The 24,069-nt window shown below is 67.9% G+C and carries 23 protein-coding genes; 20 read left to right on the top strand and 3 right to left on the bottom strand.

Annotated features, from left to right (window positions below):
• The first annotated feature begins 121 nt into the window (after positions 1–121).
• From EPN98_RS23385 to EPN98_RS23345, 9 genes are all read left to right on the top strand, one after another.
• Positions 122–2,359, top strand: coding sequence for a TonB-dependent receptor (locus tag EPN98_RS23385; RefSeq protein ID WP_293365366.1), 2,238 nt, complete (start codon positions 122–124; stop codon positions 2,357–2,359).
• A gap of 31 nt (positions 2,360–2,390) precedes the next feature.
• Positions 2,391–2,963, top strand: coding sequence for a VOC family protein (locus tag EPN98_RS23380; protein ID WP_293365365.1), 573 nt, complete (start codon positions 2,391–2,393; stop codon positions 2,961–2,963).
• Positions 2,964–2,971: 8 nt separating this feature from the next.
• Positions 2,972–4,354, top strand: coding sequence for an MFS transporter (locus tag EPN98_RS23375; protein WP_293365363.1), 1,383 nt, complete (start codon positions 2,972–2,974; stop codon positions 4,352–4,354).
• A 79-nt stretch (positions 4,355–4,433) separates the two neighbouring features.
• Positions 4,434–5,027 (top strand): carboxymuconolactone decarboxylase family protein, encoded by a 594-nt coding sequence (locus tag EPN98_RS23370; protein WP_293365361.1) that lies wholly within the window; start codon positions 4,434–4,436, stop codon positions 5,025–5,027.
• A gap of 25 nt (positions 5,028–5,052) precedes the next feature.
• A complete protein-coding gene (locus EPN98_RS23365) occupies positions 5,053–5,343 on the top strand; it encodes a putative quinol monooxygenase (RefSeq protein ID WP_293365360.1) in 291 nt (96 codons plus the stop codon).
• A gap of 56 nt (positions 5,344–5,399) precedes the next feature.
• Positions 5,400–6,398, top strand: a complete 999-nt coding sequence (locus EPN98_RS23360) for an aminoglycoside phosphotransferase family protein (RefSeq protein ID WP_293365358.1) — start codon at positions 5,400–5,402, stop codon at positions 6,396–6,398.
• Complete coding sequence (gene eno / locus EPN98_RS23355) at positions 6,395–7,696, top strand: phosphopyruvate hydratase (protein WP_293365357.1); 1,302 nt, start codon at positions 6,395–6,397, stop codon at positions 7,694–7,696. The genes EPN98_RS23360 and eno overlap by 4 nt, the downstream gene beginning before the upstream one ends.
• A complete protein-coding gene (locus EPN98_RS23350) occupies positions 7,693–8,640 on the top strand; it encodes a 2-hydroxyacid dehydrogenase (RefSeq protein ID WP_293365355.1) in 948 nt (315 codons plus the stop codon). Before eno ends, EPN98_RS23350 begins: the two co-directional genes overlap by 4 nt.
• Positions 8,640–9,347 (top strand): alpha/beta fold hydrolase, encoded by a 708-nt coding sequence (locus tag EPN98_RS23345; RefSeq protein WP_293365354.1) that lies wholly within the window; start codon positions 8,640–8,642, stop codon positions 9,345–9,347. The genes EPN98_RS23350 and EPN98_RS23345 overlap by 1 nt, the downstream gene beginning before the upstream one ends.
• Here EPN98_RS23345 and EPN98_RS23340 read toward each other — a convergent pair.
• Entirely contained in the window at positions 9,344–10,396 is a 1,053-nt protein-coding gene (locus EPN98_RS23340) for a hypothetical protein (RefSeq protein ID WP_293365353.1), read from the bottom strand. The genes EPN98_RS23345 and EPN98_RS23340 overlap by 4 nt on opposite strands.
• A gap of 105 nt (positions 10,397–10,501) precedes the next feature.
• On the opposite strand from EPN98_RS23340, the gene EPN98_RS23335 reads away from it, so the two are divergent.
• Both EPN98_RS23335 and EPN98_RS23330 read left to right on the top strand, forming a co-directional pair.
• Positions 10,502–10,981 carry a MarR family transcriptional regulator gene (locus EPN98_RS23335; RefSeq protein ID WP_293365352.1) on the top strand — a complete coding sequence of 160 codons (480 nt, stop codon included), beginning with the start codon at positions 10,502–10,504 and terminating at the stop codon, positions 10,979–10,981.
• Positions 10,982–11,008: 27 nt separating this feature from the next.
• Entirely contained in the window at positions 11,009–11,593 is a 585-nt protein-coding gene (locus EPN98_RS23330) for an NAD(P)H-dependent oxidoreductase (protein WP_293365351.1), read from the top strand.
• A 26-nt stretch (positions 11,594–11,619) separates the two neighbouring features.
• Here EPN98_RS23330 and EPN98_RS23325 read toward each other — a convergent pair whose 3' ends face one another.
• Positions 11,620–13,248, bottom strand: coding sequence for a long-chain-fatty-acid--CoA ligase (locus EPN98_RS23325; RefSeq protein WP_293365350.1), 1,629 nt, complete (start codon positions 13,246–13,248; stop codon positions 11,620–11,622).
• A gap of 116 nt (positions 13,249–13,364) precedes the next feature.
• Between EPN98_RS23325 and EPN98_RS23320 the strand changes: the two genes are divergently transcribed.
• The gene (locus EPN98_RS23320) at positions 13,365–14,498 is read left to right on the top strand and encodes a hypothetical protein (protein WP_293365349.1); all 1,134 of its coding nucleotides are present in this window, start codon (positions 13,365–13,367) and stop codon (positions 14,496–14,498) included.
• A gap of 22 nt (positions 14,499–14,520) precedes the next feature.
• On the opposite strand, the gene EPN98_RS23315 is transcribed toward EPN98_RS23320, so the two are convergent.
• Positions 14,521–15,801 carry a Rieske 2Fe-2S domain-containing protein gene (locus tag EPN98_RS23315; protein WP_293365348.1) on the bottom strand — a complete coding sequence of 427 codons (1,281 nt, stop codon included), beginning with the start codon at positions 15,799–15,801 and terminating at the stop codon, positions 14,521–14,523.
• A 93-nt stretch (positions 15,802–15,894) separates the two neighbouring features.
• Here EPN98_RS23315 and EPN98_RS23310 point away from each other — a divergent pair, with 93 nt between their 5' ends.
• The 8 genes from EPN98_RS23310 to pcaH all read left to right on the top strand — a co-directional run bounded on the left by EPN98_RS23310 (position 15,895) and on the right by pcaH (position 24,067).
• The gene (locus tag EPN98_RS23310; protein ID WP_293365347.1) at positions 15,895–17,061 is read left to right on the top strand and encodes a Gfo/Idh/MocA family oxidoreductase; all 1,167 of its coding nucleotides are present in this window, start codon (positions 15,895–15,897) and stop codon (positions 17,059–17,061) included.
• Positions 17,058–18,050, top strand: a complete 993-nt coding sequence (locus EPN98_RS23305; protein ID WP_293365346.1) for an ABC transporter substrate-binding protein — start codon at positions 17,058–17,060, stop codon at positions 18,048–18,050. The genes EPN98_RS23310 and EPN98_RS23305 overlap by 4 nt, the downstream gene beginning before the upstream one ends.
• A complete protein-coding gene (locus EPN98_RS23300) occupies positions 18,050–18,526 on the top strand; it encodes a MarR family winged helix-turn-helix transcriptional regulator (protein WP_293365345.1) in 477 nt (158 codons plus the stop codon). The genes EPN98_RS23305 and EPN98_RS23300 overlap by 1 nt, the downstream gene beginning before the upstream one ends.
• Positions 18,523–19,230 carry a glutathione S-transferase N-terminal domain-containing protein gene (locus tag EPN98_RS23295; RefSeq protein WP_293365343.1) on the top strand — a complete coding sequence of 236 codons (708 nt, stop codon included), beginning with the start codon at positions 18,523–18,525 and terminating at the stop codon, positions 19,228–19,230. The genes EPN98_RS23300 and EPN98_RS23295 overlap by 4 nt, the downstream gene beginning before the upstream one ends.
• Before the next feature lie 57 nt (positions 19,231–19,287).
• Complete coding sequence (locus tag EPN98_RS23290) at positions 19,288–19,779, top strand: DUF3237 domain-containing protein (protein WP_293365342.1); 492 nt, start codon at positions 19,288–19,290, stop codon at positions 19,777–19,779.
• On the top strand, positions 19,772–21,088 hold the full coding sequence (locus EPN98_RS23285) for an MFS transporter (protein WP_293365340.1): 1,317 nt from the start codon (positions 19,772–19,774) through the stop codon (positions 21,086–21,088). The genes EPN98_RS23290 and EPN98_RS23285 overlap by 8 nt, the downstream gene beginning before the upstream one ends.
• 72 nt (positions 21,089–21,160) lie before the next feature.
• A complete protein-coding gene (locus EPN98_RS23280; RefSeq protein ID WP_293365339.1) occupies positions 21,161–23,329 on the top strand; it encodes a TonB-dependent receptor in 2,169 nt (722 codons plus the stop codon).
• A 39-nt stretch (positions 23,330–23,368) separates the two neighbouring features.
• On the top strand, positions 23,369–24,067 hold the full coding sequence (gene pcaH / locus EPN98_RS23275) for a protocatechuate 3,4-dioxygenase subunit beta (protein WP_293365337.1): 699 nt from the start codon (positions 23,369–23,371) through the stop codon (positions 24,065–24,067).
• Positions 24,068–24,069: the final 2 nt, after the last annotated feature.

The following is a 24,069-nucleotide window of genomic DNA, read 5'->3' as shown; positions in this document are numbered from 1 at the left end:
CCGACAAAGCTGGTTTGTCCTCGGGCCAAAATTTTATGCGGTATGGACAGAATACTTCGTAATCTAACATTCCCTCCAAGCAAGACAATGATCGGCGCAATGCCGGCGGGGAGGAGGGATCATGCTCAGGAAGACTCTGCTCGGGTCGGCGTGTGTCGGCGCGATGACGATGGGTGCGTTCATGCCGGTTTCGGCGATGGCGGCCGAAAACGAGACCGCGATCGAGGAGCTGGTGGTCACCGCGCGGATGCGGGCCGAGTCGCTCCAGGAGACGCCGGTGGCGGTCACCGCGGTGACCGAGAACCAGATCGCGAAGATGTTCGTCCAGGACCTCTCGGATCTGACGCGGGCGGCGCCGAACTTCACGATCGAGGGCGTGGGCGCCATCCACCGCAATGCGTCGGTCGCCTATTCGCGAGGGATCGGCTACCAGGGCGTGGACCAGGCGATCGACCCCAGCGTCGGCATCGCGGTCGACGGCGTGTTCTACACGCGTAACATCGGCGCCCTGCAAAGCACTTTCGACATCCAGCAGGTCGAGCTGCTTCGCGGACCTCAGGGCACGCTGTTCGGCAAGAACACGACCGGCGGCGTGATCAACATCACAACCAAGAAGCCCGGCTCCGCCTACAGCTTTGCGGGTCTGCTGCGGATGGGGAACTACGGGCGGGCCGACGCCTCGATGGCCGCGGATCTGCCGGTCAGCGACACCCTGGCCTTCCGGCTCTCGGCGACGCGCCAGCACTCGTCCGGTTACATGCACAACCTCTACCGCACGCCCACGGGCCTGCAGCCCGTCGAAGAGTGGCTGGCCGGCGACGACGTGCAGTCGATCCGTCTAGCCATGCGTTGGAACGCGACCGAGGATCTCGAGGTCAACGCCAGCTACTCCTACGTGAAGGATCGCAGCGACTCGGTGAGTGGCGTGAACGGTTCGTTCCCGACCGACGCGCTGTCGCGGATCGGACGGCCCGGCTTCGGCTTCCCTGGCGGACCCACCGACCCCTTCGTCGCCATGCGCAACTTCCCGAGCGGCGACTTCCAGGACACCTACGCCGGAACGGTCAACCTGACCTACAAGGGTCAGGGCTACCGGCTGGTCTCCATCAGCGGGATCGTGCGCAGCTCGAACTTCTCTTACAGCGACTTCGACGTCACCGACCTGGCGTTCTTCGAGACGACCGCCTCCAAGCGCCACAAGACGATGTCGCAGGAGCTGCGCTTCGAGTCGGAATTCGAAGGCCCGTTGCAGTTCGTCGCCGGCGCCTACGCCGGCCGTACGAAGTGGGACGCTGACCAGATCTTCTTCCTGGCGACCCAGACATACGAGGCCTCGCGGCAGAAGGAAAAGACCGCGGCCGGCTTCGCCCAGGTCGACTTCAGCGTCACGGACCAGCTGACCCTGACGGCGGGCGGCCGGTATTCCTGGCAGGAGAAGGACTTCGTGCGCCGTCTGCAGCGCCCGATCGCCACCTTCGCGGCGACGCCCGCGGTGACCGCATCCGAGGACTGGTCCCGGTTCACCTACCACCTGGGCGGAAACTATCAGATCAACGACGACGCGATGGTCTACGCCAGCTATTCGACGGGCTTCAAAAGCGGCGGCTTCAACTCGCGCGCCGCTTCGGCCGCCACCATCGGACCGTTCCGCCCGGAGAAGGCCAGGGCCTTCGAGGTCGGCCTCAAGTCCGACTGGATGGAGAACCGCCTGCGCGTGAACGTGGCGGCGTTCTGGAACAAGTACAGCGACCTGCAGGTCTCGGTTTTCCGTCCGGCCACGGTCGGCACGGGCGAGGAGCAGGTGGTCGCCAACAACGCCAACGAGCGCGCCCGCGGCGTCGAGTTCGAGGTGACCGCTCTCCCGGTCGACAACCTGACGGTCACCGCTTCGGTGGGTTACCTGGACGCCGACTACACCAGCTTCGTGGCCAACCTGTCGGGCGGCGCGGCCACGGCGGCCAATCCCTGCGGCGGCCTGCGTGACCGCTCGCTGAAGGGACCCTGCCTGCTCGTGCCCACCCGCGTGCCCGAGATCACCAGCCGCATCGGCGTCTCCTACGATTTCGAGCTCGCGGGCGGCGGCACGATCACGCCCGATGTCGCCTGGTCGCATGAAGGCGCGCACTTCACCGACACGCTCAACGTGCCGCAGGGACGCCAGAAGGCCTACAGCGTCTGGGACGCCAGCCTCACCTACGTCGAGCCCAAGGGCCGCTGGCGGGCGTCGCTCTGGGGCAAGAACCTGAACAACGTCGCGCACCGCCTGTCGGCCGTGCCCACCGCGGGCGTGTTGACCCAACTCTACTTCGCCGAGCCCCGCACCTACGGGGTCGAGCTCAGAGTCAATCTGGGCGAGTAGCCATCGGGGGGATTGCCGGAAGGAGACGACTATGGACGAGCCCATGCGCTACAGCGGCGTCAATCACGTCGCACTGGTCGCGCGCGACATGGCCGAGACGGTGGACTTCTACACCAACGTTCTCGAGATGCCGCTCCAGAAGACGATCGACCTGCCCAACGGGCGAGGCCAGCACTTCTTCTTCGACTGCGGCGGCGGCGGATCCATCGCCTTCTTCTGGTTTCCGAACGCGCCGGAGGCGGCGCCGGGCGTCGCCTCCATGCATCCCGACTACCAGAAGGTCGGATCGCAGACAGCTCATGCCTCGATGAACCACCTGGCGATCAGCGTGCCCCTCGACAAGTTCGACGAGTATGCCGAGCGGCTCCGTCGCCGGGGCGTGTCGCTGCGCGTGTTGAACCACGAGGACTCCGAGCGACACGGGTCGGAAGAGGTCAACGAGAACACCTGGATCCGCTCGATGTACTTCCGCGATCCGAATGGCATCCACATGGAGCTGGCGGCGCTGGTCCGGCCCTACCGCGAGAGCGACGTCGCCCACGATCCGGTGAACGCCAAAGGTGAACGGGTGCCCCGGACTTCAAGCGCGAAGGTCCCGGCCTAGGGTCCGCCATGACGGCGCAAGCGCAGAGCGACGCTTCTCTACCGCTGGCGCCAGCGTCCGCGGAGTACCCGCCCGTCGGCTACGCCTGGTTCGTCGTTGGCGCGCTGTCGATCGTCAACATGATGTCTTACGTGGAGCGGCAGATCCTCACGCTGCTGTTCGCGCCGATCAAGCGTGACTTCCAGCTTACGGACACCCAGGTCAGCCTCCTGGCCGGGGCGGCGTTCGTGATCTTCTTCGTCGTGTTCGGCCTGCTGTTCGGCAGGTTGGCGGACCGCGGCAACCGCAAGCGGATCATCATGCTGGGGGCTTTGTTCTGGGGCCTGGCGACAGCCGCTTGCGGGGCCGCTCAGAACTTCATCCAGCTCTTCATCGCCAGGATCTCGGTGGGCATCGGGGAGGCGTCGCTGGGCCCCTCGGCGCTTTCGACGATCAGCGACTATTTTCCCCGCCACAAGCTGGCGCGCGCCATCAGCTTCTATACCGGGGCTCAGTATGTCGGCGCGGGGCTGGCGTTGGTGGTGGGCGGCCTGGCCATCCACCTGGTGGCTCAGCTGCCGCCGATCGTGCTGCCTGGCGTCGGCGTGCTCCGGCCCTGGCAGATGACGTTCGTCCTCGTGGGCTTGGGCGGTCTCCTCGTGCTGATCCCCATGTCCTTCGTCAAGGAGCCCGAGCGACGGGGCGTGGCGAAGTCGACCGGACCGGCGGGCGCAAACCGCGGCGAGATGCGGGCCTTCCTCGGCGCCAATCGGCGCATGCTGGCGAGTCACTTCGTGGGGTTCGCCCTGTCCTCGATGCTGGGCTTCGGGGTCGTTGCCTGGGTGCCGACCTTCTTCATCCGCGTCCATGGCTGGGCGGCGCAGGACATCGGCTACGTATACGGGGCGATCCTCGCCGTCATGGGCGGGGCCGGCGTGCTTGCGGGCGGCCGCATCGCCGAGTGGATGGAGGCGCGCGGCGTCAAGGACGCCTATTTCCTGCTCCCGATGATGTCGGCCTCGACGACGATGGTCCTGTTCATCTCCGCCATGTTCGCACCCACGGCCGGGCTCGCGCTCGGCCTGCTGGTCTGTTCGACATTCTTCAGCAGCTTCCCTGTCTCGCTGATCATGACGGCGCTGCAGGCGGTGGCCCCGAACCAGCTGCGCGGGCAGCTCACGGCCCTGTTCAGTTTTGTCACGAACCTGCTTGGTGTCGCGACCGGACCTACCGTCGTGGCCGTGCTGACCGACTACCTGTACCGCGACGAGCAGGCCGTCGGTCTGTCGCTGGCGACCGCCAGCGCGATCATCACGCCCTTGGTGGTCATCCTGCTGGCGATCGGGCGGCCGGGCCTGCGCGACAGCCTCGAGCGCTCGACCAGGCTCTACGAGGGACGGCCTGCCGGATGAGCATCCAAGACACCATGGCAACCGGAGTTGGCCTATGCCGCGCGTAACGCCTCTTCCCCGCAGCAAGGCGTCGGAGGACGTGCTTGCCTTCTACACCGAGGTGTTCGGCGTTCGAGATCCCGTGGCGGAGCCCGGCACGGCGACGGGCACGCCCGGCAACTGGTGGACCGCCTGGGCGCGGGTGCCGGGGATTTTGCGCGCGTTCCGCGCCTATCCCGCCGGCGACTGCCCGCTGGACCCGCAGTTGCGCGAGCTGGCCGTGCTGAGGACCGGTTACGCGCGGGGCAGCCACTTCGTGTTCTCCCAGCACAGCAAGTCGGCGCGCCGCGCCGGCCTCGCCGAGGAGAAGATCCGGGCCGTGCCTTACTGGACGATCTCGGACGCTTTCAGCGACGCCGAGCGGGCCGTGCTGGCCTTTGTCGACGGGATGATCCTGGAGGGCGGGCGCGTGCACGACTGCGTGTTCGCGGCGCTGCGCAAGGCGCTGCCCGAGGACCACATCCTGATGCTGACCTATTTCGTCAACATGTATGCCCTGCATGCGACCAGCACCAAGGCGCTGCGGCTCGAGTACGACGACGTGCCGGAGCGGGTGGTCGAGATTCCCGCGCCCGAGCAGGGCGGCGTGCAGGACTGGCGCGATCCCGTCTGGGCCGAGCGTGGCGCTCTCTAGGGCGATAGCGGGGAGGAGAGTCGAAGTGCCGATCGGTGTGATCGCAAGGGTGAAGGTCGTGTCCGGCAAAGGCGCGGAATTCGAGGCGGCGTTCGCCGAGCAGGCCAGAGGCGTGCGTGAGAACGAGCCGGCCAACAAGCTGTACCAGCTCGTGCGCTCGCGCGAGGATCCGGACAGCTACGTGGTGATGGAACTGTATGATGACGATGCGGCGCTGGAAGCCCACCGGGCCGCCCCGCACATTCTGGCCAACCGGCCGCGGATGGCGCCGCTGGTCGCCGAGAGGACCATCGTCGAAGTGTACGACGTCGTCTGAATGACAGACGATTCCTCGGCTGGACGTCTATCGCTTAGCCTTCTAACTAATGAGGCATGTCGGCGGAGATCCTCGAGGTTCTGAAGCGTGGCGGCTTCCTGGCGGAAGGCGCGGAGGCGCGGCTTGAACCGTTGACGGGCGGGGTCTCCAGCGACGTCTTCCGGCTCGAAACGCCGACGGGCGTCTACTGCGTCAAGCGGGCGCTCCCCCAGCTGCGGGTCGCCGCCGACTGGCGCGCGCCGGTGGAGCGGTCTCACTTCGAGGTGGAATGGCTGAGGGTTTCGCAGGCGTACGCCGGCGGCGCGATCCCGGAAGTGCTGTTCGAGGACCGGGCCTCGAACCTGTTCGTCATGAACTTCTTTCCGCCGGACAAACACAGCGTCTGGAAGGCCGACCTGGCCGCCGGCGATGTGGATGTCGGGTTTGCGGAGTCGGTGGGACGGCTGCTTGCCGCGCTCCATGCGGGTGCTGCGGGAAGCGCGGCGGTGGCCGCGCGATTCGACACTACGCCGCTGTTCGAGGACCTGCGACTGGGGCCGTTCCTCAGACACTGCGCAGAGGCCCACCCCGATCTTGCCGCGCGCCTGGTGCGCCTGGCCGACCGCACGGCGGCCACGCGCATCACGCTGGTGCATGGCGATGTGAGCCCGAAGAACATCCTGCACGGACCGGCGGGTCCGGTGCTGCTGGACGCCGAGTGCGCCTGGTATGGCGATCCCGCGTTCGACCTGGCGTTCTGCTCGGCGCACCTGTTGCTGAAGTCGGTCTGGAGGCCGCCGCACATCGCGGCCTATCTGGCGGCGTTCACGGCGCTGCAACGCGGCTACCTTGCCAGGGTGACCTGGGAAGACGCGGCGGCGCTCGAGGCCCGGGCGGCAGAGCTGACGGCGGCGGTGCTGCTCGCGCGCGTGGACGGCAAGTCGCCGGCCGACTATCTGCGCAGCGACGATGATCGAGGGTTCGTCCGAGCGGCGTCGCGCCGCCTCGTGGCGGACACGCCACCTACCATGACCGGCCTGGCCGCGGCCTGGCGTGACGACCTGGGAGCCAGATGAAGTCCACCATAACCGCCGTTCGCGCCCGCCAGGTCTGGGACAGCCGCGGCCGTCCCACAGTCGAGGCCGACGTCACCTTGGCTGGAGGCGCCATGGGGCGGGCCCTCGCGCCGGCCGGCGCTTCGCGCGGCGCGCACGAGGCCATCGACCTGCGGGACGGAGGCCCGCGTTTTGGCGGCATGGGCGTCGACCGGGCCGTAGCGGCCGTGAACGACGAGATCGCCCGCCTGCTGATCGGCCGCGACGTCCGCGATCAGGCCGGCCTGGACGAAGCCATGGCGGCGGCCGACGCCACCCCGAACCTCGCCCGCTTCGGGGCCAACGCGACCGTCGCGGTTTCGCTCGCTGCTCTGCACGCGGCGGCGGCGGCTGAGGGCGCGCCCCTATGGGCCTGGCTGGCTCAAGGGCGGAAGGCGCGCATCCCGCTGCCTGAGATCCAGATCTTCGGCGGCGGGGCCCACGCGGGCCGGCGCACCGACGTGCAGGACTTCATGATCATGACCCCGCGCGCCGCCACGGTGCGCGAGGCCTTCGAGATCACGGCCGAGGTGTTCCGCGCCGCTGGCCAATTGATGGCCGACACCGGCCGCCTCGCGGGCGCCGCCGATGAAGGCGGCTGGTGGCCGGTGTTCGACTCTAACGAACAGGCGCTGGGCGACCTGACGGCCGCCATCGAGCGGGCCGGCTACCGGCCGGGTGAGGATGTCTTCATCTCTCTGGACGTCGCCGCCAACGAATTGGACAGGGGCGACGGTCGCTATCGTTTGGGCCTGGACGGGTCCGAGTTCTCGACCGACGAGATGGTCGAGCGCGTAGCCGCCTGGGTGCGGCGCTATCCGATCCTATCCATCGAGGACCCGGTTAGTCAGGACGACCTCGCGGGCTTCGCGGCCGCCACGGCGGCGTATGGCGAGCGGGTGCAACTGATCGGCGACGACATCCTGGTGACCAACGCCGATCGCGTCCGGCGCGCGGCCGAGGCCAATGCGGGCAACGCCGTCCTGGTGAAGGTCAATCAGGCCGGGACGGTCACCCGGGCGAAGGCGGCCCTGGATGCCGCCAAGGCGCTGAACTGGGGGGCTATCGTCTCGGCGCGGTCAGGTGAGACCGAGGATGTGTCCATCGCCCACCTCGCCACCGGCTGGGACGCCGGCCAGATAAAGGTCGGCAGCTTCGCCCGGTCTGAACGCATGGCGAAATGGAACGAACTGCTGAGGATCGAGGAGGCCATGGGCGCGGACGCGGTGTTCGCCGGCGTCTCGGCCTTCGCGCCGTCGGTGACGGCGGGGCTGAAATGAAGGCGGTCCTGCACTATCGCGCCAGCGCCGGCTTCCGCGCCATGCTGGCCCACCAGGCCGCAGCGGCAGGCGTCGAGGCCGTGGTGGTCGACGAAACCGACGACGCCGGCTTCGCACGCGAGATCGCCGACGCCGAGGTGCTGCTCCACGTGCTGAAACCGGTGACCGCGGCGATGATCGCCGGCGCACCCAGGCTGCGGCTGGTCCAGAAGCTGGGCGTGGGTGTGAACACGATCGACCTTGAGGCCGCGAAGGCCGCCGACGTGGCGGTGGCCAACATGCCCGGGACCAACAGCCAAGCCGTGGCCGAGATGACCCTGGCGCTGATGCTCTCGGTCCTGCGCCGACTGTCGTACCTCGACCCCCTGACCCGGCGCGGGGAGGGCTGGTCGCCGGACACCGACCTGATCGACGGCGTGGGCGAGATCGCCGGACGCACGGTCGGCTTTATCGGGTACGGAGCCTCGCCGTCACGGCTAAGCGCGGCGCTGGAGGCCCTCGGCGCCCGGGTCATCTACACGGCCCGCAACCCGAAGCCACAGTTGCCCGGCCGGTTCGTGTCCCTGGAGGAACTGCTCGCCACGTCCGATATCGTCTCGCTTCACGTCCCGCTGACGGCGGAGACCGAGGGCCTCATCGGGCGGGCCGCGCTGGCGGCGATGAAGCCGGGCGCGATCCTCGTGAACACGGCCCGTGGCGGCCTGGTGGACGAGGCGGCTCTGGTCGAGGCTCTGCACTCGGGCCGGCTGCGTGGCGCAGGCCTGGATGTCTTCGCCGCCGAGCCGGTGGATCCGGGCAACCCGCTGCTGATGCTGCCGAACGTGGTCGTGGCGCCCCACCAGGCCTGGCTCACGCCGGAGACCCTGGACCGTAGCCTCGTCGTGGCCTTCGACAACTGCCGCCGTCTGATGGACGGGCAGGCGCTTGTGAATCAGGTGGTGTGATGCCCCGTCCCACGGTCGTCTTCGCTTCGGGGCAGCTTCTGACGGACGATGTCTGGGCCCCGCAGGTCGAAGCCCTGACGCCCGACTACGACGTGCTCCTCGCCGATCACGGTCGGGACGACACCATCGCCGGTATGGCCGCGCGCCTCCTGGCCGGCGCGCCGGAGGGGTTCCACTTGATCGCTCACGCCATGGGCGGCTTCACCGCCTTTGAAGTCATGCGCCAGGCGCCGCAGCGGGTGCTGAGCCTGGTGCTGATCGCCACGCTGGCCCCCAACGACGGACCGGCCCAGACGGAGCGCCGGCAAGGCTACATCCGGCTGGTCGAGGCGGGGCGCTTCGACCAGGTGGTTGAGGAGCGCGTGCCGATCCTGCTGCCGCCTGAGCGCCGGGGGGAGGAGGCGCTGCTCGCGCGGGTCCGGAAAATGGCGTCCGACACGGGCCCGGATCGGTTCCTGGCCCAGCAGCGCGCCATCATGAGCCGGATCGACAGCCGGCCGTCGCTGCCTTCGATCAAGGTCCCCACGCTCGTGATCCGGGGCGCCCAGGACGGCATCACCACCCCCGCGCACCAGGACGAGATCCTGGTCGGCATTCCGCACGCTCGCTTCGTCGAAATCCCGGCCTGTGGGCACCTGCCCACACTGGAGCGCCCGGAGACGACAACCCGGCTGCTACTGGAATGGCTGGCGGAGGTGTCGACCTAGCCCTGCAGTTCGCGCCGAACGATCGCGGCGCCGTCGGCCATGGCCTTCAGCTTCCCGAAGGCGACTTCGCGGCTCTGGTACTTCATCCCGCAGTCGGGCGCGATGATCAGGCGCTCGGCGTCGATGAAGGGCAGGGCCGCGCGGATGCGCGCGGCCACCGTCTCGGCCGTCTCGACGTTCGGGTCGTTCAGGTCGATGACGCCGTACATGATGTGCTTGCTGGGCAGTTCGCGCAGGATCGACGGGTCGAGCTTTGGCTGGGCCGCCTCGATCGAGATGATGTCGACGTCCGAGGCTTCCAGCTCTTCCAGGAAGGCGTAGCCGCCCGGCTTGGACGCCCCGCGATGGACATGCGCGTAGCCGAAGCAGATGTGCAGCGCGGTGATGCCGCTCACGCCCTTGCAGGCGCGGTTGATGGCCTCGATGGCGAAGCTGCGCGCCTCGTCGGCCTTGGCCTGCAGGTAGGGCTCGTCCAGCTGGACGATGTCGCAACCGGCGGCGAACAGGTCGCGCATCTCGGCGTTGACGGCGTCGGCGTAGTCCAGCGCCAGCGCGCGCGCGTCGGGGTAGTAGTCGTTCTGCGCCTGCTGGGTCATCGTGAATGGCCCGGGGATGGTGATCTTGACCGGCCCGCCGACGCGCTGCTTGAGGAAGCCGGCGTCCTGGGCCTCGATGGGACCGGTCCGCCGGATCTTGCCCGCCACGCGCGGCACAGGGTTCATCGCCCCCGTGCGGTCCATGGCTAGGCCGGGAGGGTCGGTCTCGATTCCGGCCAGCGCGGTGGCCAGCCGGTTGGAGTAGCTCTCGCGCCGCATCTCGCCGTCACCGACGATGTCGATCCCCGCCAGCTTCTGGTCGCTGATCGCCACCAGGGTCGCCGCCTCCTGGGCGTCGGCCAGTTGCTGCGGGTCCTTGATGCGCCACAGCTCCTGGGCCCGCACGCGCGGGGGCAGGCGGGACTTCAGCCCCTCGCGGTCGATCAGCCAATCCGGCTGCGGGTAGCTGCCGACGATGGTCGTGGGGAGGAGCGGCAGACCCGGGAGCAACATACGAACGAATTCCGATTGATTAGTATTCTATCTATTCTGTAGGAAGGCCGGGGCCTGTCAACGGACGCGATTGCGGCTGGACAGGCGCGGTGGAATTGTCCGGGCATGAGCGACAACCAATTCTACGCCGACCCGGGCAACAGCATCGGCTACCTGACACGGATCGCGTTCCGCTTTTTCTCGCGGGCCCTCGAGATGCGCACGGCCGCGCACGGGGTCTCCAGCGGCCAGTGGCGGTTTCTGCGCGTGTTGTGGCTCGAGGATGGCCTCACACAGCGCGAGCTTTCGCGTCGTGTCGGCATGCGCGAGCCCACCACCGTGATCGCGCTCAAGAGTCTGGAGCGCAGCGGCTTTGTCGAGCGCCGCCAGAGTACGGAGGACCGCCGCAAGGTGCACGTCTTCCTGACGCCGGAGGCCAAGGCGCTTCAGGGGGTGCTGCTGCCCGACGTGGCCGAGGTGAACCGCATCGCCATGGCTGGGCTCACCGAAGACGAGGTGACGGTGCTTCGCAAGGCGCTGATCCAGGTTGGCCGCAACCTGGCGGCCGATGTCGGCGAGGATACGCCAACCGACTCCGCCGCCTAGGCATTCGAACACCCCCGAGGGACACAGATGACCGTGAAGCTTCTCGCAATGGCCGGCAGCACGCGCACCGGCTCACTGAACCAGGCGCTGCTCGATCTGGCGGTCGCCGAGGCCCGCGCCCGGGGCGCCGAGGTGACAGCGATCCGCCTGAAGGACTTCGCTCTGCCCCTCTATGACGGCGATCTGGAGGCCAACGCCTTTCCGCCCGCGGCGCGGGAGCTGAAGGCGCTGTTCGTGGCCCATCACGGCTTCCTGATGGCGACGCCGGAGCACAATGGCTCGACCAGCGCGGTGATGAAGAACGCCATCGACTGGGCCACGCGACCGACCGAACCGGGCGAGGCGGGGCTCGTCGCCTTCCGCGGCAAGGTGGCGGGGCTGATGGCCGCGTCGATCAGCCCGTTCGGCGGCCTGAGGGGCATCACCCACCTGCGCCAGATCCTGGGGACCATCCAGACGGTAGTGGCGACCGAACAGGTGCTGCTGCCGTTCGCGCAGAACGCCTTCGACGAGGCCGGCGGGCTGAAGGAGGCGCTGCCGGCCCAGATCCTCGGCATGACGGTAGCCCGGGTGATCGAGCTTGCCGAAAAGCTGCAGCCGCCCACCGCCTAAGGTGGTCTGCGGGCGTCGAAGACCGCTCAGCGCTTCAGGTTCGGATCGAACGGCAGCTCGTAGCCTGTAAGGCGCGTGCGCAGCAGCTTCTTGTCGATTTTGCCCGTGGGGCCCAGGGGGATCTCGTCGACGAAGACGACATCGTCCGGCATCCACCAGCGCGCGATCCGGCCGTCGAGATAGTCCAGGAACTCCTGCTTCCCGGCCGCTTGTCCGGGCTTCAGCTGCACGAGCAGGATCGGCCGCTCGTCCCACTTGGGATGCACCACGCCCAGCACGGCGCACAGGGCCGCCTTGGGGTGTCCCACCGCGATGTTCTCTACGTCGATGGAACTGATCCACTCGCCGCCCGACTTGATGACGTCCTTGGCGCGGTCGGTGATCTGCATGTCGCCGTCCGCGTCGATCGTCGCCACGTCGCCGGTGTCGAAGAAGCCCTCGTCGTCGAGGGCCGAGCCGTGCGGGGCGCCGTAGTAGCCGCTGGCCACGGTGGGGCCCTTGATCATGAGACGGCCGAACGTCCGGCCGTCGTGAGGGAGGCGCGCGCCGGCGTCGTCCACCAGCTTGAGGTCGAGGTTGCCGACGATGCGGCCCTGCTTGAGCTTTCTGGGCACGCTGTCCTCGAAGGACAGCCCGGGCCGCTTCGGGGTGGATACGGTGGCCAGCGGCGAGGTCTCGGTCATGCCCCAGCCCTGAATGACGTCCACGCCGAAGTCGTCGTGCAGCGTGCGAATGATGCTCTCGGGGCAGGCCGATCCGCCCACGGTGACGCGCTGGAGCGTGGTCAGCTTGCCCTTCGTCTCCTTCAGGTGCGCCAGCAACATCTGCCAGATGGTGGGAACGGCTGCGGAATAGGTGACGCCTTCGGTCTCGATCAGCTCGTGCAACGCCGCGGCGTCCAATTTCTGACCCGGCAGAACCAGCTTCGCGCCCACCAGCGGGGCCGAGTACATCACCCCCCAGGCGTTGGCGTGATACATCGGCACGATCAGCAGCACCGCGTCGCGCGCCGACAGGTTCAGCGCGTCGGGCTGCAGGGTCATCATGGCGTGCAGGTAGTTCGACCGGTGCCCGTAGAGCACGCCCTTGGGGTTGCCCGTGGTGCCCGAGGTGTAGCAGAGCCCCGCAGCAGAATTCTCGTCGAAGCCGCCCCAGGCCGCGTCGGCAGGCCGCCCCGATAGCCAAGCCTCGTAGGCTTCGGCCGGGAAGGAGGCTTCGGGCGCCGCCTCGCTGAGGAAGATCACCCGCTTGATGGTTGGGCACTGGGGAAGCAGTTCAGCCAGCAGGGCGGCGCAGGCGGGATCGGCGAACAGCACCGTGTCTTGCGCATGGTTGGCGATGTAGACGATCTGTTCGGGGAAAAGGCGGGGGTTCAGGGTGTGCAGAACCGCGCCTATGCCCACTGCGCCGTACCAGACCTCGAGGTGCCGGTCCGAGTTCCAGCCCATGGTGGCGACCCGGTCACCGGGCCCGATCCCCATCTCCAGAAGGCCGTGTGAGACCTGCTTGGCGCGTCGATGGAGGGTGGCGTAGTCGCTGCGCGTGATCGGCCCTTCGACCGAGCGGGTCACCACCTCGCGGTCGCCGTGCCATCGCGCGGCATGATCGAAGATCTTGTCGAGGGTCAGCGACCAGTCCTGCATCAGGGCCCGCATGGGCGGTTTGCTCCGGTTGTCTCTGGATCGGGAATAATGATTAGATTACGAAGTATCTCATGAGCCGCCAAGCGGCCGAGCCATGTAGCCGCGCCTGACGGTAGGGGAGAGAACGCGTGATCGACGACACCGACCTGCTTGCGAAGCTGGACCGCCAGTTCCTGGGCTTCGTGTCGCCGACCTCGCCACGGATCATGGCAGGCGGTCATCCCTGCCAGGGCATCTACACGACACCCAAAGGGCAGCGGCCGAAGACCGCCTTCATCGCCACGCATTACAACGTCGACTTCTCCGAGCACTACATCGCCCCCTACCTCGCCGCACGGGGCTACGGCTTCCTGGGCTGGAACACCCGCTATCGCGGCGCCGAGGACCAGTTTCTTCTGGAGCATGCGGTGATCGACATCGGGGTCGGCGTGCGCTGGCTGAAGGAACAGGCCGGCGTCGAAACGGTGGTGATCCTCGGCAACTCCGGCGGCGGCTCGCTGATGGGCGCCTACCAAGCCGAGGCGATCGCCCCCACGCTAGGCGACCTGGTGACGGGGGCCGGTCTAGAGGCGCTAAACACGTTGCCGCCGGCGGATCTCTATGTGTCGCTCAACGCCCACCAGGGCCGACCCGACGTGCTGACGGACTGGATGGATGCTTCGGTGGTCGATGAGAACGATCCCACGCTCACCGATGAGAGCCTCAACCCCTTCAATCCCGACAATGGTCCGCCCTACTCGCCGGAATTCATCACTCGCTACCGAGAGGCTCAGCGGGCGCGCAACCAGCGGATCACGGACTGGGCCAAGGTGGAACTGGCCCGGCTGAACGCGGCGGGCATTCCGGACAGGCTGTTTCCGCTGTTCCGGTGCTGGGGGGACCTGCGGATGATGGATGGAACGATCGACCCGTCTGAGCGCCAGACGCCGATGTGCTATCGGGGCCACCCGGCGGTGGCGAACAAGACCCCTTCCATCGGCCGGGCGAACAACCTGAAGACCTGGCTCTCGATGTGGAGCCTCGAGACGTCGAAGTGCAAAGGCGCCGACCAGCTCGCCAAGTTCCGACTGCCGGCGATGGTGGTGCAGGGGCTGGCCGACACGGGCGTCTTCCCGTCGGACGCGCAGAAGATCTTCGACAACCTGGGCACGGCCGACAAGGAACTGCACATGATCACCGGCGCCCACTACTTCGAGGACAGCCGAAAGGTGCGCGACGACATGGCGGACCTCATCTGCGACTGGGTGGCCAGGAAGCGCTGAGGCGTCGGCGTCGCGGGATCGGTTACTCGGCCGCGGCGGTCCGGGAGCCCGCGTTGCGGGTGGTGAAGCTGCGCCAATCCGTGGTCTTCGGGGCGAGACCCTCGAATGAGGCGAGCTCCGACGGGCGCGTCGCGCCCTGCGTGCCGATGACCGGTCCGCCGGCCGCGGCCCCCTTGGCGGCGGCCACCATCTGGCGGCGGAACTGGATGATGGCGGCGTCGCTGGAACCCAGGTGATCCTCGCTGCGGTCCGCGATGGGGCCCATGCTCTCCCACATCGCCATGTCCTGCGCGGGGATGCCCTGGATGCCGGTGAAGTCGCCGGCCTTCATGGCCGCACGGTCCTGGAGAAAGTTGTTCTGGAGGTTGCGGACCTTCGTCCAATCCGCATTCAGATCCACGCCCGGGACCGCGCCGCAGAACCTGCGCCAGGCGTCCTGAGCGATCCCCTTCGTCGGGTGCCACGCGACCCAGTAGAACATGCAGTTCACGTCATCGATCGGCACCAGCATCTGGGCGAGGTTGTATTGGTCGTTCGGCGGGATCAGCACCGTGAATGGTGCGATGAACACCGTCGTGCGGATGTAGACCTGGGTCTCGGGATCACGGATCGGGCGGCGGATGGCCGCGTAGTGGAAGCCGTAGTCGGTCGCCTCGACCTCAAGGCGCGGCGCCTTGTCGTTCGAGGGGCGCAGCCAGGCGGTCTCGGTGGCGGTGGAGCCTTCCACTTCGGCCGTCGGCATGTTGGTGGAATGCAGGCTGGAAGAGTGGGCGCTGTCGATCGAGCCCTCGAGCACCTGGGCCCAGTTGCAGGCCGCATGCATCTTCACGATCGAGATCCGCGTCGTCGACGAAGGCGCCCAGGCCGGGGTCTCGAACGGGCGCACGCTTCCGGGATCCCCCATCCAGACCCAGATGAAGCCGCCGGCTTCATGGGTCGGGTAGGCGCGGGCCCTCAGGTTCCGCATCGGGCTGTCGGCCGGTTCGGACGACATGTCCTGGATCTCGCCGTCCACCCCGAACTTCCAGCCATGATAGAGACACCGCAGGCCGCATTCCTCGTTGCGGCCGAACGCCAGCGACGCGCCGCGGTGCGGACACCTCTCGTCCAGCACGCCGACCCGGCCCCGGGTGTCGCGAAACACCACCAGGTCGACCCCAAGCAGGCGGGTGCGCACCGGCGCGCCGTCGGCCTCGGCCACCTCTTCGCTCATACACGCGGGCAACCAGTGCTGACGCATCACCTGGCCCATCGCCGCTTCGCCCTCGACGCGGCAAAGAAGTTCGTTGTCGGCGGGTCTCATGCGCTCTTCCGGCGGCGGCGTTGCAAAACTTAGATTACGAAGTATTTTACGGATCGAGGCCGCGATGTCCAGCGGCGGGAGGATACGGACCGCATGGCCGATCGCGTGCTCCGCCTGGGCGTGATTGGGCTAAGCCGCGCCTTCGACCTGACCCGTCCGACGCTAATGGCCGACCCTCGTGTGCAGGTGACGGCCGCCGCCGATCCGCGCGCCGAAGCCCGCGCCGCGTTCTCGAGCGAGTTCGGCGCGCCCGCCTTTGCGGAGGCGGGCGAACTGCTGGAGCAGGCCGATGTCGAGGTCGTCTACATCGCGACCCCACACGCCACCCACACAGAGCTGACGCTGGCCGCAGCGAGGGCGGGCAAGCATGTGCTGGTCGACAAGCCCATGGCGCTGCGCCTCGCCGATTGTCGGGCGATGACCGAGGCCGCGCACGAGGCCGGTGTTCGCCTGCTGGTCGGGCCCAGTCACGGGTTCGATCCGCCTGTTGTCAGCGCCGCCGCCCTGATCGCTTCGGGGGAACTCGGGCGACCGCGAATGGTGACCGCCATCAACTTTACCGACTTCCTCTACCGACCGCGTCGGCCCGAGGAACTCGACACGTCCCAGGGCGGCGGCGTGGTGTTCAGCCAGGCCGCGCATCAGGTGGACGTGGTGCGTCGGCTGGTCGGCGCGCGAGTCGCGACGGTTCGCGCCGCCACCGGCGCCTGGGACCATGGCCGCCCCACCGAAGGCGCCTACCAGGCGTTCCTGACCTTCGAGGGCGGAGCCTCGGCGGCGCTCACCTACAGCGGCTATGGTCGCTACGACACCGACGCCCTCATGGGCTGGGTCGGCGAGACGGGAGGCCCGAAGGACCCCGAGGCGTACGGCGACGCGCGGCGGCGGCTGTTGGGCGCCTCCGAGGCCGAACTCAAGGCGGCGCGCGCCTATGGAGCGCCGCGGGAGCCGTCGCCATCGCCCATCGGTCACGAGCACTTCGGCTTCGTCCTGGTCGCCTGTGAGCGCGGCGACCTGCGGCTCACGGCGACAGGCGTCGACGTCTACGGCCCCGACGCCCGCCGAACGCTCGACACGCCCGTGCAGGCTGCGACGCGCCACGGGGTCGTCGACGAGCTCTGGGCCGCCGTGGTGGAGGGTCGCCCATCGATCCACGATGGCGCCTGGGGATGCGAGAATCTGGCCGTCTGTCTGGCCATCCTGCGATCCGCGGCGGAGGGCCGCGAGGTCGCCATTTCCGAGATCGAGGACTCGCCATGAGCAAGCTGCGCCTCACCCTGGCCTGTTGGGACTACGACCGGACTCGGGCGCTGGCCGACGGCCGCGTGCAGCCGGAGGGGATCGACCTGAACTTTCTTCCGCTGCACGTGGAGGAGACGTTCTTCCGGATGCTGCGCAACCGCGAGTTCGACGTCGCTGAGATGTCGCTCTCGTCCTACTGCGTCTCGCTGATGCGCGACGATCCGGCGTTTGTCGCCATCCCGGTCTTCCCCTCGAGGTTCTTCCGCCACTCCTGCATCTTCGTGTCCGCCAGGAGCGGCATCCGCGAGCCGAAGGACCTGATCGGAAAGCGCTTCGGCGTGCCCGAATACCAGATGACGGCGCCGGTCTGGATTCGCGGGATTCTGTCCGATGAGTATGGCGTCGCGCCCACCTCGGTGCGGTACTTCTCCGGAGGGGAGGAGGAGCCCGGGCGCGACGAGAAGCTGAAGCTCAGCCTTCCGCCCGAGTTCAGCGTCACGCCGATCGGCCCCACACAGACGTTGTCCCAGATGCTCGCGGACGGCGAAATCGACGCCCTGCACACGGCGCGGACACCCTCGACCTTCTACTCGCGGCCTGACGATGTGAGGCGGCTGTTCCCCGATTTCGTACCCGTGGAGAAGGACTACTACCGGCGGACGGGCATCTTCCCCATCATGCATGTCGTGGCGATCCGCCGCTCGGTCTACGAGGCCAACCGTTGGATCGCGCAGTCGCTCTTCAAGGCCTTCTGCGAGGCCCAGGCGCTGACGTACCAGAATCTCGCCGTCACATCGGCCATGACATCGATGCTGCCCTGGCAGGTCGCCGCCGTCGAAGAGGCCCGCGCCGAGCTCGGCGACGACTGGTGGCCTTACGGCTTCGCGAAGAACCGCACGGTGCTCGACACCTTCCTGCGATACCACCACGAGCAGGGCCTGTCGGCGCGGCGACTGCAGCCGGAAGAGCTGTTCGCGGCGGAGACGTTCGAAGCGTTCAAGATCTGATGAGCCGTCTCGCGCCTCTCGAGGGACTGCCGCCGGATCAGAGCCTCGGCTTTCAGGTCCGCCGTTGTCATCGGGCATTCGACCGTGTCCTGAACGCCCACCTCGCGCCCGCCGGTCTCAGCAGCGGCTTCTGGTACTTCCTGCGCGCGCTCTGGCAGGAGAACGGGGCGACGCAGCGCCGCCTGGCCCAGCTCAACAACGTCACCGAGCCTACAGCTGTGGCTGTGCTGGGCGCCATGGAGCGGCTGGACCTGATCCGCCGCGACCGCAACCGGCAGGACCGGCGGAAGCTCAACGTCTTCCTTACGCCGCGGGGCGAGGCGCTGGAGGCGGAGCTGATCCCGACCGCGGCGCGGATCAACGACATCGCGGGCGAGGGCGTCTCGCCTGCCGATCTGGCCACCTGTCTCAGCGTGCTGAAGCGCATGAGCGACAACCTGACGCGCGAAGCTCAAGCCCGGAGCCCGGCCCCATGATCACGCTCTACGGCGGTCCCACGCCCAACGCGCGGAAGGTGGCCATCGCGCTCGAGGAGATGGGACTGGCATGGCGGCTGTCGCCGATCGACATCCTGGATGGCGATCAGTTGGCCCCTGCCTTTCTCAAGCTGAATCCCAACAACAAGGCGCCCGTCATCGTCGAGGATGAGGATGGGGCCGATCCATTCGTTCTGTGGGAGTCGGGCGCTATCCTCTGGTATCTCGCCGACAAGACCGGCCGCTTTGCGCCGGTCGAGCCACGGGCGCGCGCGATATGCCACCAGTGGCTGATGTTCCAGATGTCGGGCGTGGGGCCGATGTTCGGCCAGAACGCCCATTTCTCATTCTACGCCAAGGCGCGTCACGACTACGCGATCCAGCGCTATGCCAATGAGGTGACCCGCCTGCTGCGGGTCCTGAACGGGCGTCTTGCCGAAGGCCCGTACCTTGCCGGAGACGACTACACCGTCGCCGACATGGCGACCTACCCCTACGTGCTGCGCCAGGTCGAGGCGCGGGCGGCGGAGTTCCCCCACCTCAAACGGTGGTGCGAGAGGGTTGGCGCACGGCCGGCGGTGAAGCGGGGAATGGAGGTGGGCCGCGACCTCCTGAGGAAAGAGACCATCGAGGGGGGCCTTTCGGGCCTCTCGGACGAGCAGCGGTCGATCCTGTTCGGCGAGATCCAGCACGCCGCGCGCTGAGCAGCTTCCCCGCCGCGACAAAATATGTAGAGTTCTAAGGATTATGGGGAGGGCACGTTGGAACCGGACACACTGAGAAGCCGGCCGCTGTGCGTCGTGGATATCCGGCTAGACGACGACGCGCCGCTGGCGCTGGGCAAGTCGCCGTTCCGCAACCGGCGCGTCAGCTACATCGCAGGAGGCGAAGTCGAGGGCGAGCGGCTGCGCGGCGAAGTGCTGCCTGGCGGCGGCGACTGGTCCGAACTGGGCCCCGGGCCCGATGGCGCCGCGCTCACGTTGATCGACGTCCGTTCCATCTGGAAGACGCATGACGGAGCAATGATTTACGTCACCTACGGCGGGCGCCTGGTGATCCCCGCGGACGTGCTGCCGGCCTTCCGCGATCCGGCGCAGGTCGAGGGGCTGTCCGAAGACAGCTACTACTTCCGTATCCAGCCGGTGTTCGAGACGGCCGACGATCGCTACGGCTGGCTGAACGCGACCGTGGCCGTAGGCGTCGGCAAGCGGACGGCCGCCGGGGTCCGCTACAGGATCTTCAGTCTTGAGTAGCGAGCCGGTCCGCCCGGCCTCGCCGACCTATGCTTGGTATGTGGTGGCCGTGCTGCTGCTGGCCTACACGCTCTCGTTCATCGACCGGATGATCCTCAGTCTGCTGGTCGGGCCAATCAAGGCGGACCTCGGCATCAGCGACACCCAGATGAGCCTGCTGATGGGGTTTGCGTTCGCCATCTTCTACAGCGCCCTCGGAATCCCGCTGGGCTGGTTCGCCGACCGCCGCGCGCGCAAGGGCCTGATCGTGGCGGGGATCGCCGCCTGGAGCCTGATGACAGCGGCCTGCGCCTTCGCGCGCGGCTACGTCGGACTGTTCCTGGCCCGGGTCGGGGTGGGTGTCGGCGAAGCGACCCTGTCGCCCGCCGCCTACTCGATGCTGGGCGACTACTTCCCGCGCGAAAAGCTGGGCCGGGCGATGGCCGTCTATTCCATCGGCGTGCCGCTCGGCTCAGGCATCGCTTTGGTGGCGGGATCGCTGGTGGTGAAGATGGTCACCGAGGGGCCTCCGGTGATGCTGCCGCTGGTGGGAGCCCTGGAGCCCTGGCGACTGACGTTCCTCTGGGTCGGCCTGCCCGGCCTGCTCGTGGCGTTGCTGGTGGCGCTGACGGTGCGCGAACCGCCGCGCCAGGGCGTGGCGCCAACAGCAGGCAGCGGCGAACTAATCGCGTTCCTCAAGTCGCACCCGGCCGCCATCGCCTCGCACTTCGGCGGGATGGCCCTGGTGGCGCTGGTCATGTACGGCGCCATGGCCTGGATTCCGCAGTTCCTGCATCGCACCTACGGCATGCCCGTGCCCCAGGCGGGGTTGTGGTTTGGCGTCGCGACGGCGGCCTGCGGCGCAGGCGGCCTACTGCTAGGCGGCTGGCTGGCGGATCGTCTCTATCGCCGCGGCCTCAAGGACGCGCACCTGAGGGTCATTCGACTGAACGCCGTCTTATTGGCGCCCCTGTTCGTCGGGATGGCGCTGGCCCCGACAGCGCCGGTGGCTCTGGGCCTGATGATCGTGGCCATGCTGGTGGGCACCCTTCACGGCGGCGTGGCCGGCGCGGCGCTGCAGATGATCACGCCCAACCGCCTGCGGGCGCGGATGGTGGCCCTGTACTTCCTGGTCGCCAACCTGATCGGGCTTGGCCTGGGCCCGACCGCCATCGCCCTTGTCACCGACCTCGGCTTCGGGCGGCCCGAGGATCTCCGCTATGGCCTGGCCATCGTGACCGCTGTCGCGCTGCCGATCGCGGCAATCGTCCTGAGCGTCGGCCTCAAGCCCTTCGCCCGCGCCGTGGAGGCCGCTGAGCAGAATACTTAGCATACTATGGAATCTGGTGTACCGTGACGACAGGCCCTGCGATGAAGACGGGGTCAACGGGGAGGTTGCGATATGTCCAAGCGTCTGACCGACGGTGTCTCATGGGCGGCCATGACCCTCGCCCTGTTTGCGGCCGGACACGCCGCCGCGCAGGAAGCCGAGGTTTCGGAACTGGTCGTCACCGCCCAGCGGGTCGAGGAAAACATCCAGAAGGTGCCGATTGCGGTGACGGCCTTCGGCTCCGCCGCGCTGGAGCGGCAGTCCATCGAAACCCTGCAGGACATTGCCATCCGCACGCCCGGATTCAGCGCCGGTCAGGTGGACCCGGTGCAGCCCAACTTCGCCATCCGCGGCATCGGCTCGGCCTATGGCATCAGCCAGAACGCGGGTGGCGACGCCTCGGTCGTGGTCTTTGTCGACGGAGTCTACGCCGGGCGTGGCGGCACCCCCGATATCGACGCGATGGATCTGGAGCGGGTGGAAGTGCTCCGGGGGCCGCAGGGCACGCTGTTCGGCAAGAACGCGGTCGGCGGTCTCATCCAGTACGTGACCCGCAAGCCGTCCAACGACACCCGCTTCCGCGTCGAAGGCAGCCTCGGCAACTACGACCGCCGCACCTTCAGCGCTCGGGGCAACATTCCGCTCAGCGACACCGTCTATCTGTCGGGCGGCGTCTCGGTGAAGCTGCGCGACGGATACGAGTTCAATCAGACCACCGGCAATGACGTGAACGACCAGGACCTGCGCACCGCGGCTGTCGCCCTGCGCTACCTGCCCAGCGAAGACCTGGACATCGTGCTGGCGGCCGATTTCACCGACCAGGACCAGCGCGGCAACCCGCGCGACAACATCTGCGACGCGACCCTCCGGGGCGGTGTGCACTGTGTCGGGGTCAACCCCGACCCGCGCATCGTGAACGCCTACACCGACGGCTACACGCGCCGCTGGCTCCAGACCTATCGGGGCGAGGTGAATTGGAAGACCGCGCTCGGGACCGTCACCTCGATCACCGGCTATCGCGCGGTCACGACGAACATCCGCATCCCGTTCTTCGCGAACCCGGTGAACCCTCCGAACCAGATCGAGTCGACCCAGACCGATCACGAAAAGAACGATCAGTTCAGCCAGGAAGTCCGACTGTCGTTCGACGCCTTCGGCGGCCGCCTGAGCGGCCAGGTCGGGGCCTACTATCTGCACGAGGACAACTTCCGCATCGAGGACCTGCGCCAGGACTTCCCGTCGCCGGCCCTGACGGGCGTGGCGACCTATCCGCAGGACGTTTCGGCCAAGAGCTATGCGCTGTTCGGTCAGGTCGGGTTCAACGTCACCGACACGCTCACGCTGACCGCCGGTCTCCGCCAGACCTGGGAGGAGAAGTCGGGCCGCTTCATCGGCATGAAGGTCTCCGGCCCCGGCCAGCCGCCCCCGCTGGGCGCCAACTACGACGTCCGCGGCCGCAAGAAATGGAATGCGCTGACGCCCCGTTTCGCAGCGGACTGGCAGGCGACGCCGGACATCCTCGTCTATGCCTCCGCCACGCGGGGCTTCAAGAGCGGCGGGTTCCAGGGTATCGCCGGCACGGCGCTCAGCCAGTCGACCCCCTATGACCCCGAGTACGCCTGGAGCTACGAGGGCGGCGCCAAGACCCAGTGGCTGGACAAGCGCCTGCAGGTGAACGCCTCGGTCTTCCACACCGACTACAAGGACCTGCAGGTCTCGCAGCTGGTGCCACTGTGCTGCGTCGTCGTGGGTAACGCTGCGACGGCAGAGATCGATGGGTTTGAGGTCGAACTGGTGGCGCGGCCGATCCCCGGCCTGCAGCTCGAGGCGGCCTATGGTTACCTGGACGCCAAGTTCACCAGCTTCGCCAACGGCGCGACGGCCAACTTCACTGGCAACAGCCTGCCGCGCTCGCCCAAGGACAAAATCCACCTGGGCGCCCAGTATGGTTTCGATGTCCAAGGCTGGGGCGTGCTGGGCCGGGTCGATTACACCAACCAGGCGCACATGTTCTTCGAGGCGTCCAACATCGCGACCCAGAAGCAGGCCGGCTACATCAATGTCGACGCGCGGCTCGCGCTGACCTCGCCCGACAAGCGCTGGCAGGTGGCCGTGTGGGGCAAGAACCTGACCGACGAACTTGTGGCCACCTACGTCACCGCCTTCGCCCCCTATAGGCAGGTGCTGGTGCCCTATGCCCCGCCGAAGACCTATGGGGTGACGCTGGTGTGGAGGATGTAGGTTCCCGACGAGAACGCTGAGGGGCGGGAGAGGTGTCGCATGGCTGAGCCTGACGCGTACGCGCGGGAGGATGCGGGGCAGCCCCCCTCGCTGCATCCTCCGTACAAGTCCACCAGCCTCCGCTCACCCTCGCGGCCCCTGGTGCGGATCCCCCAGACTCTGACCGAGACGACCGGGCCCCGCGACGCGGCGGGGCTTATGGGCCCGGCCATGGCCGACCTGACGGCTCATCACGCCGGCGTCCCGCAAGGCCAGAGGATCATCGTGGCGGGACGGGTGCTGGATGAGCGCGGGCGCCCGGCAGCGAACACCCTCGTTGAAATCTGGCAGGCCAACGCCGCCGGCCGCTACATCCACGCCAAGGACCAGTGGGACGCGCCGATCGATCCCAACTTCACGGGAATGGGTCGGGTGATCACCGACGCCGAGGGGAGATACCAGTTCGTCACCGTGCGACCGGGCGCCTATCCCTGGGGCAATCACGACAACGCTTGGCGACCGTCGCACATCCACCTGTCGCTGCTGGGTCCGGCGTTCGCAACGCGGCTCGTCACCCAGATGTATTTCCCCGATGATCCGTTGATCCCGCTCGACCCGATCGCCTGCGCCGTGCCCCAGCCCTTTCGGGACCGGCTGGTGGCCCGCTTCGACCTCGACACCACCCGGCCGAGCTGGGCCCTGGGTTACCTCTTCGACCTGGTGCTGCGCGGACCCGGGGCCACGCCGATGGAGGCGTGAGC

This window comes from Phenylobacterium sp. (genome assembly GCF_004299445.1).
GTDB lineage: Bacteria > Pseudomonadota > Alphaproteobacteria > Caulobacterales > Caulobacteraceae > Phenylobacterium.
This window is presented reverse-complemented; position numbering and strand designations above follow the sequence as displayed.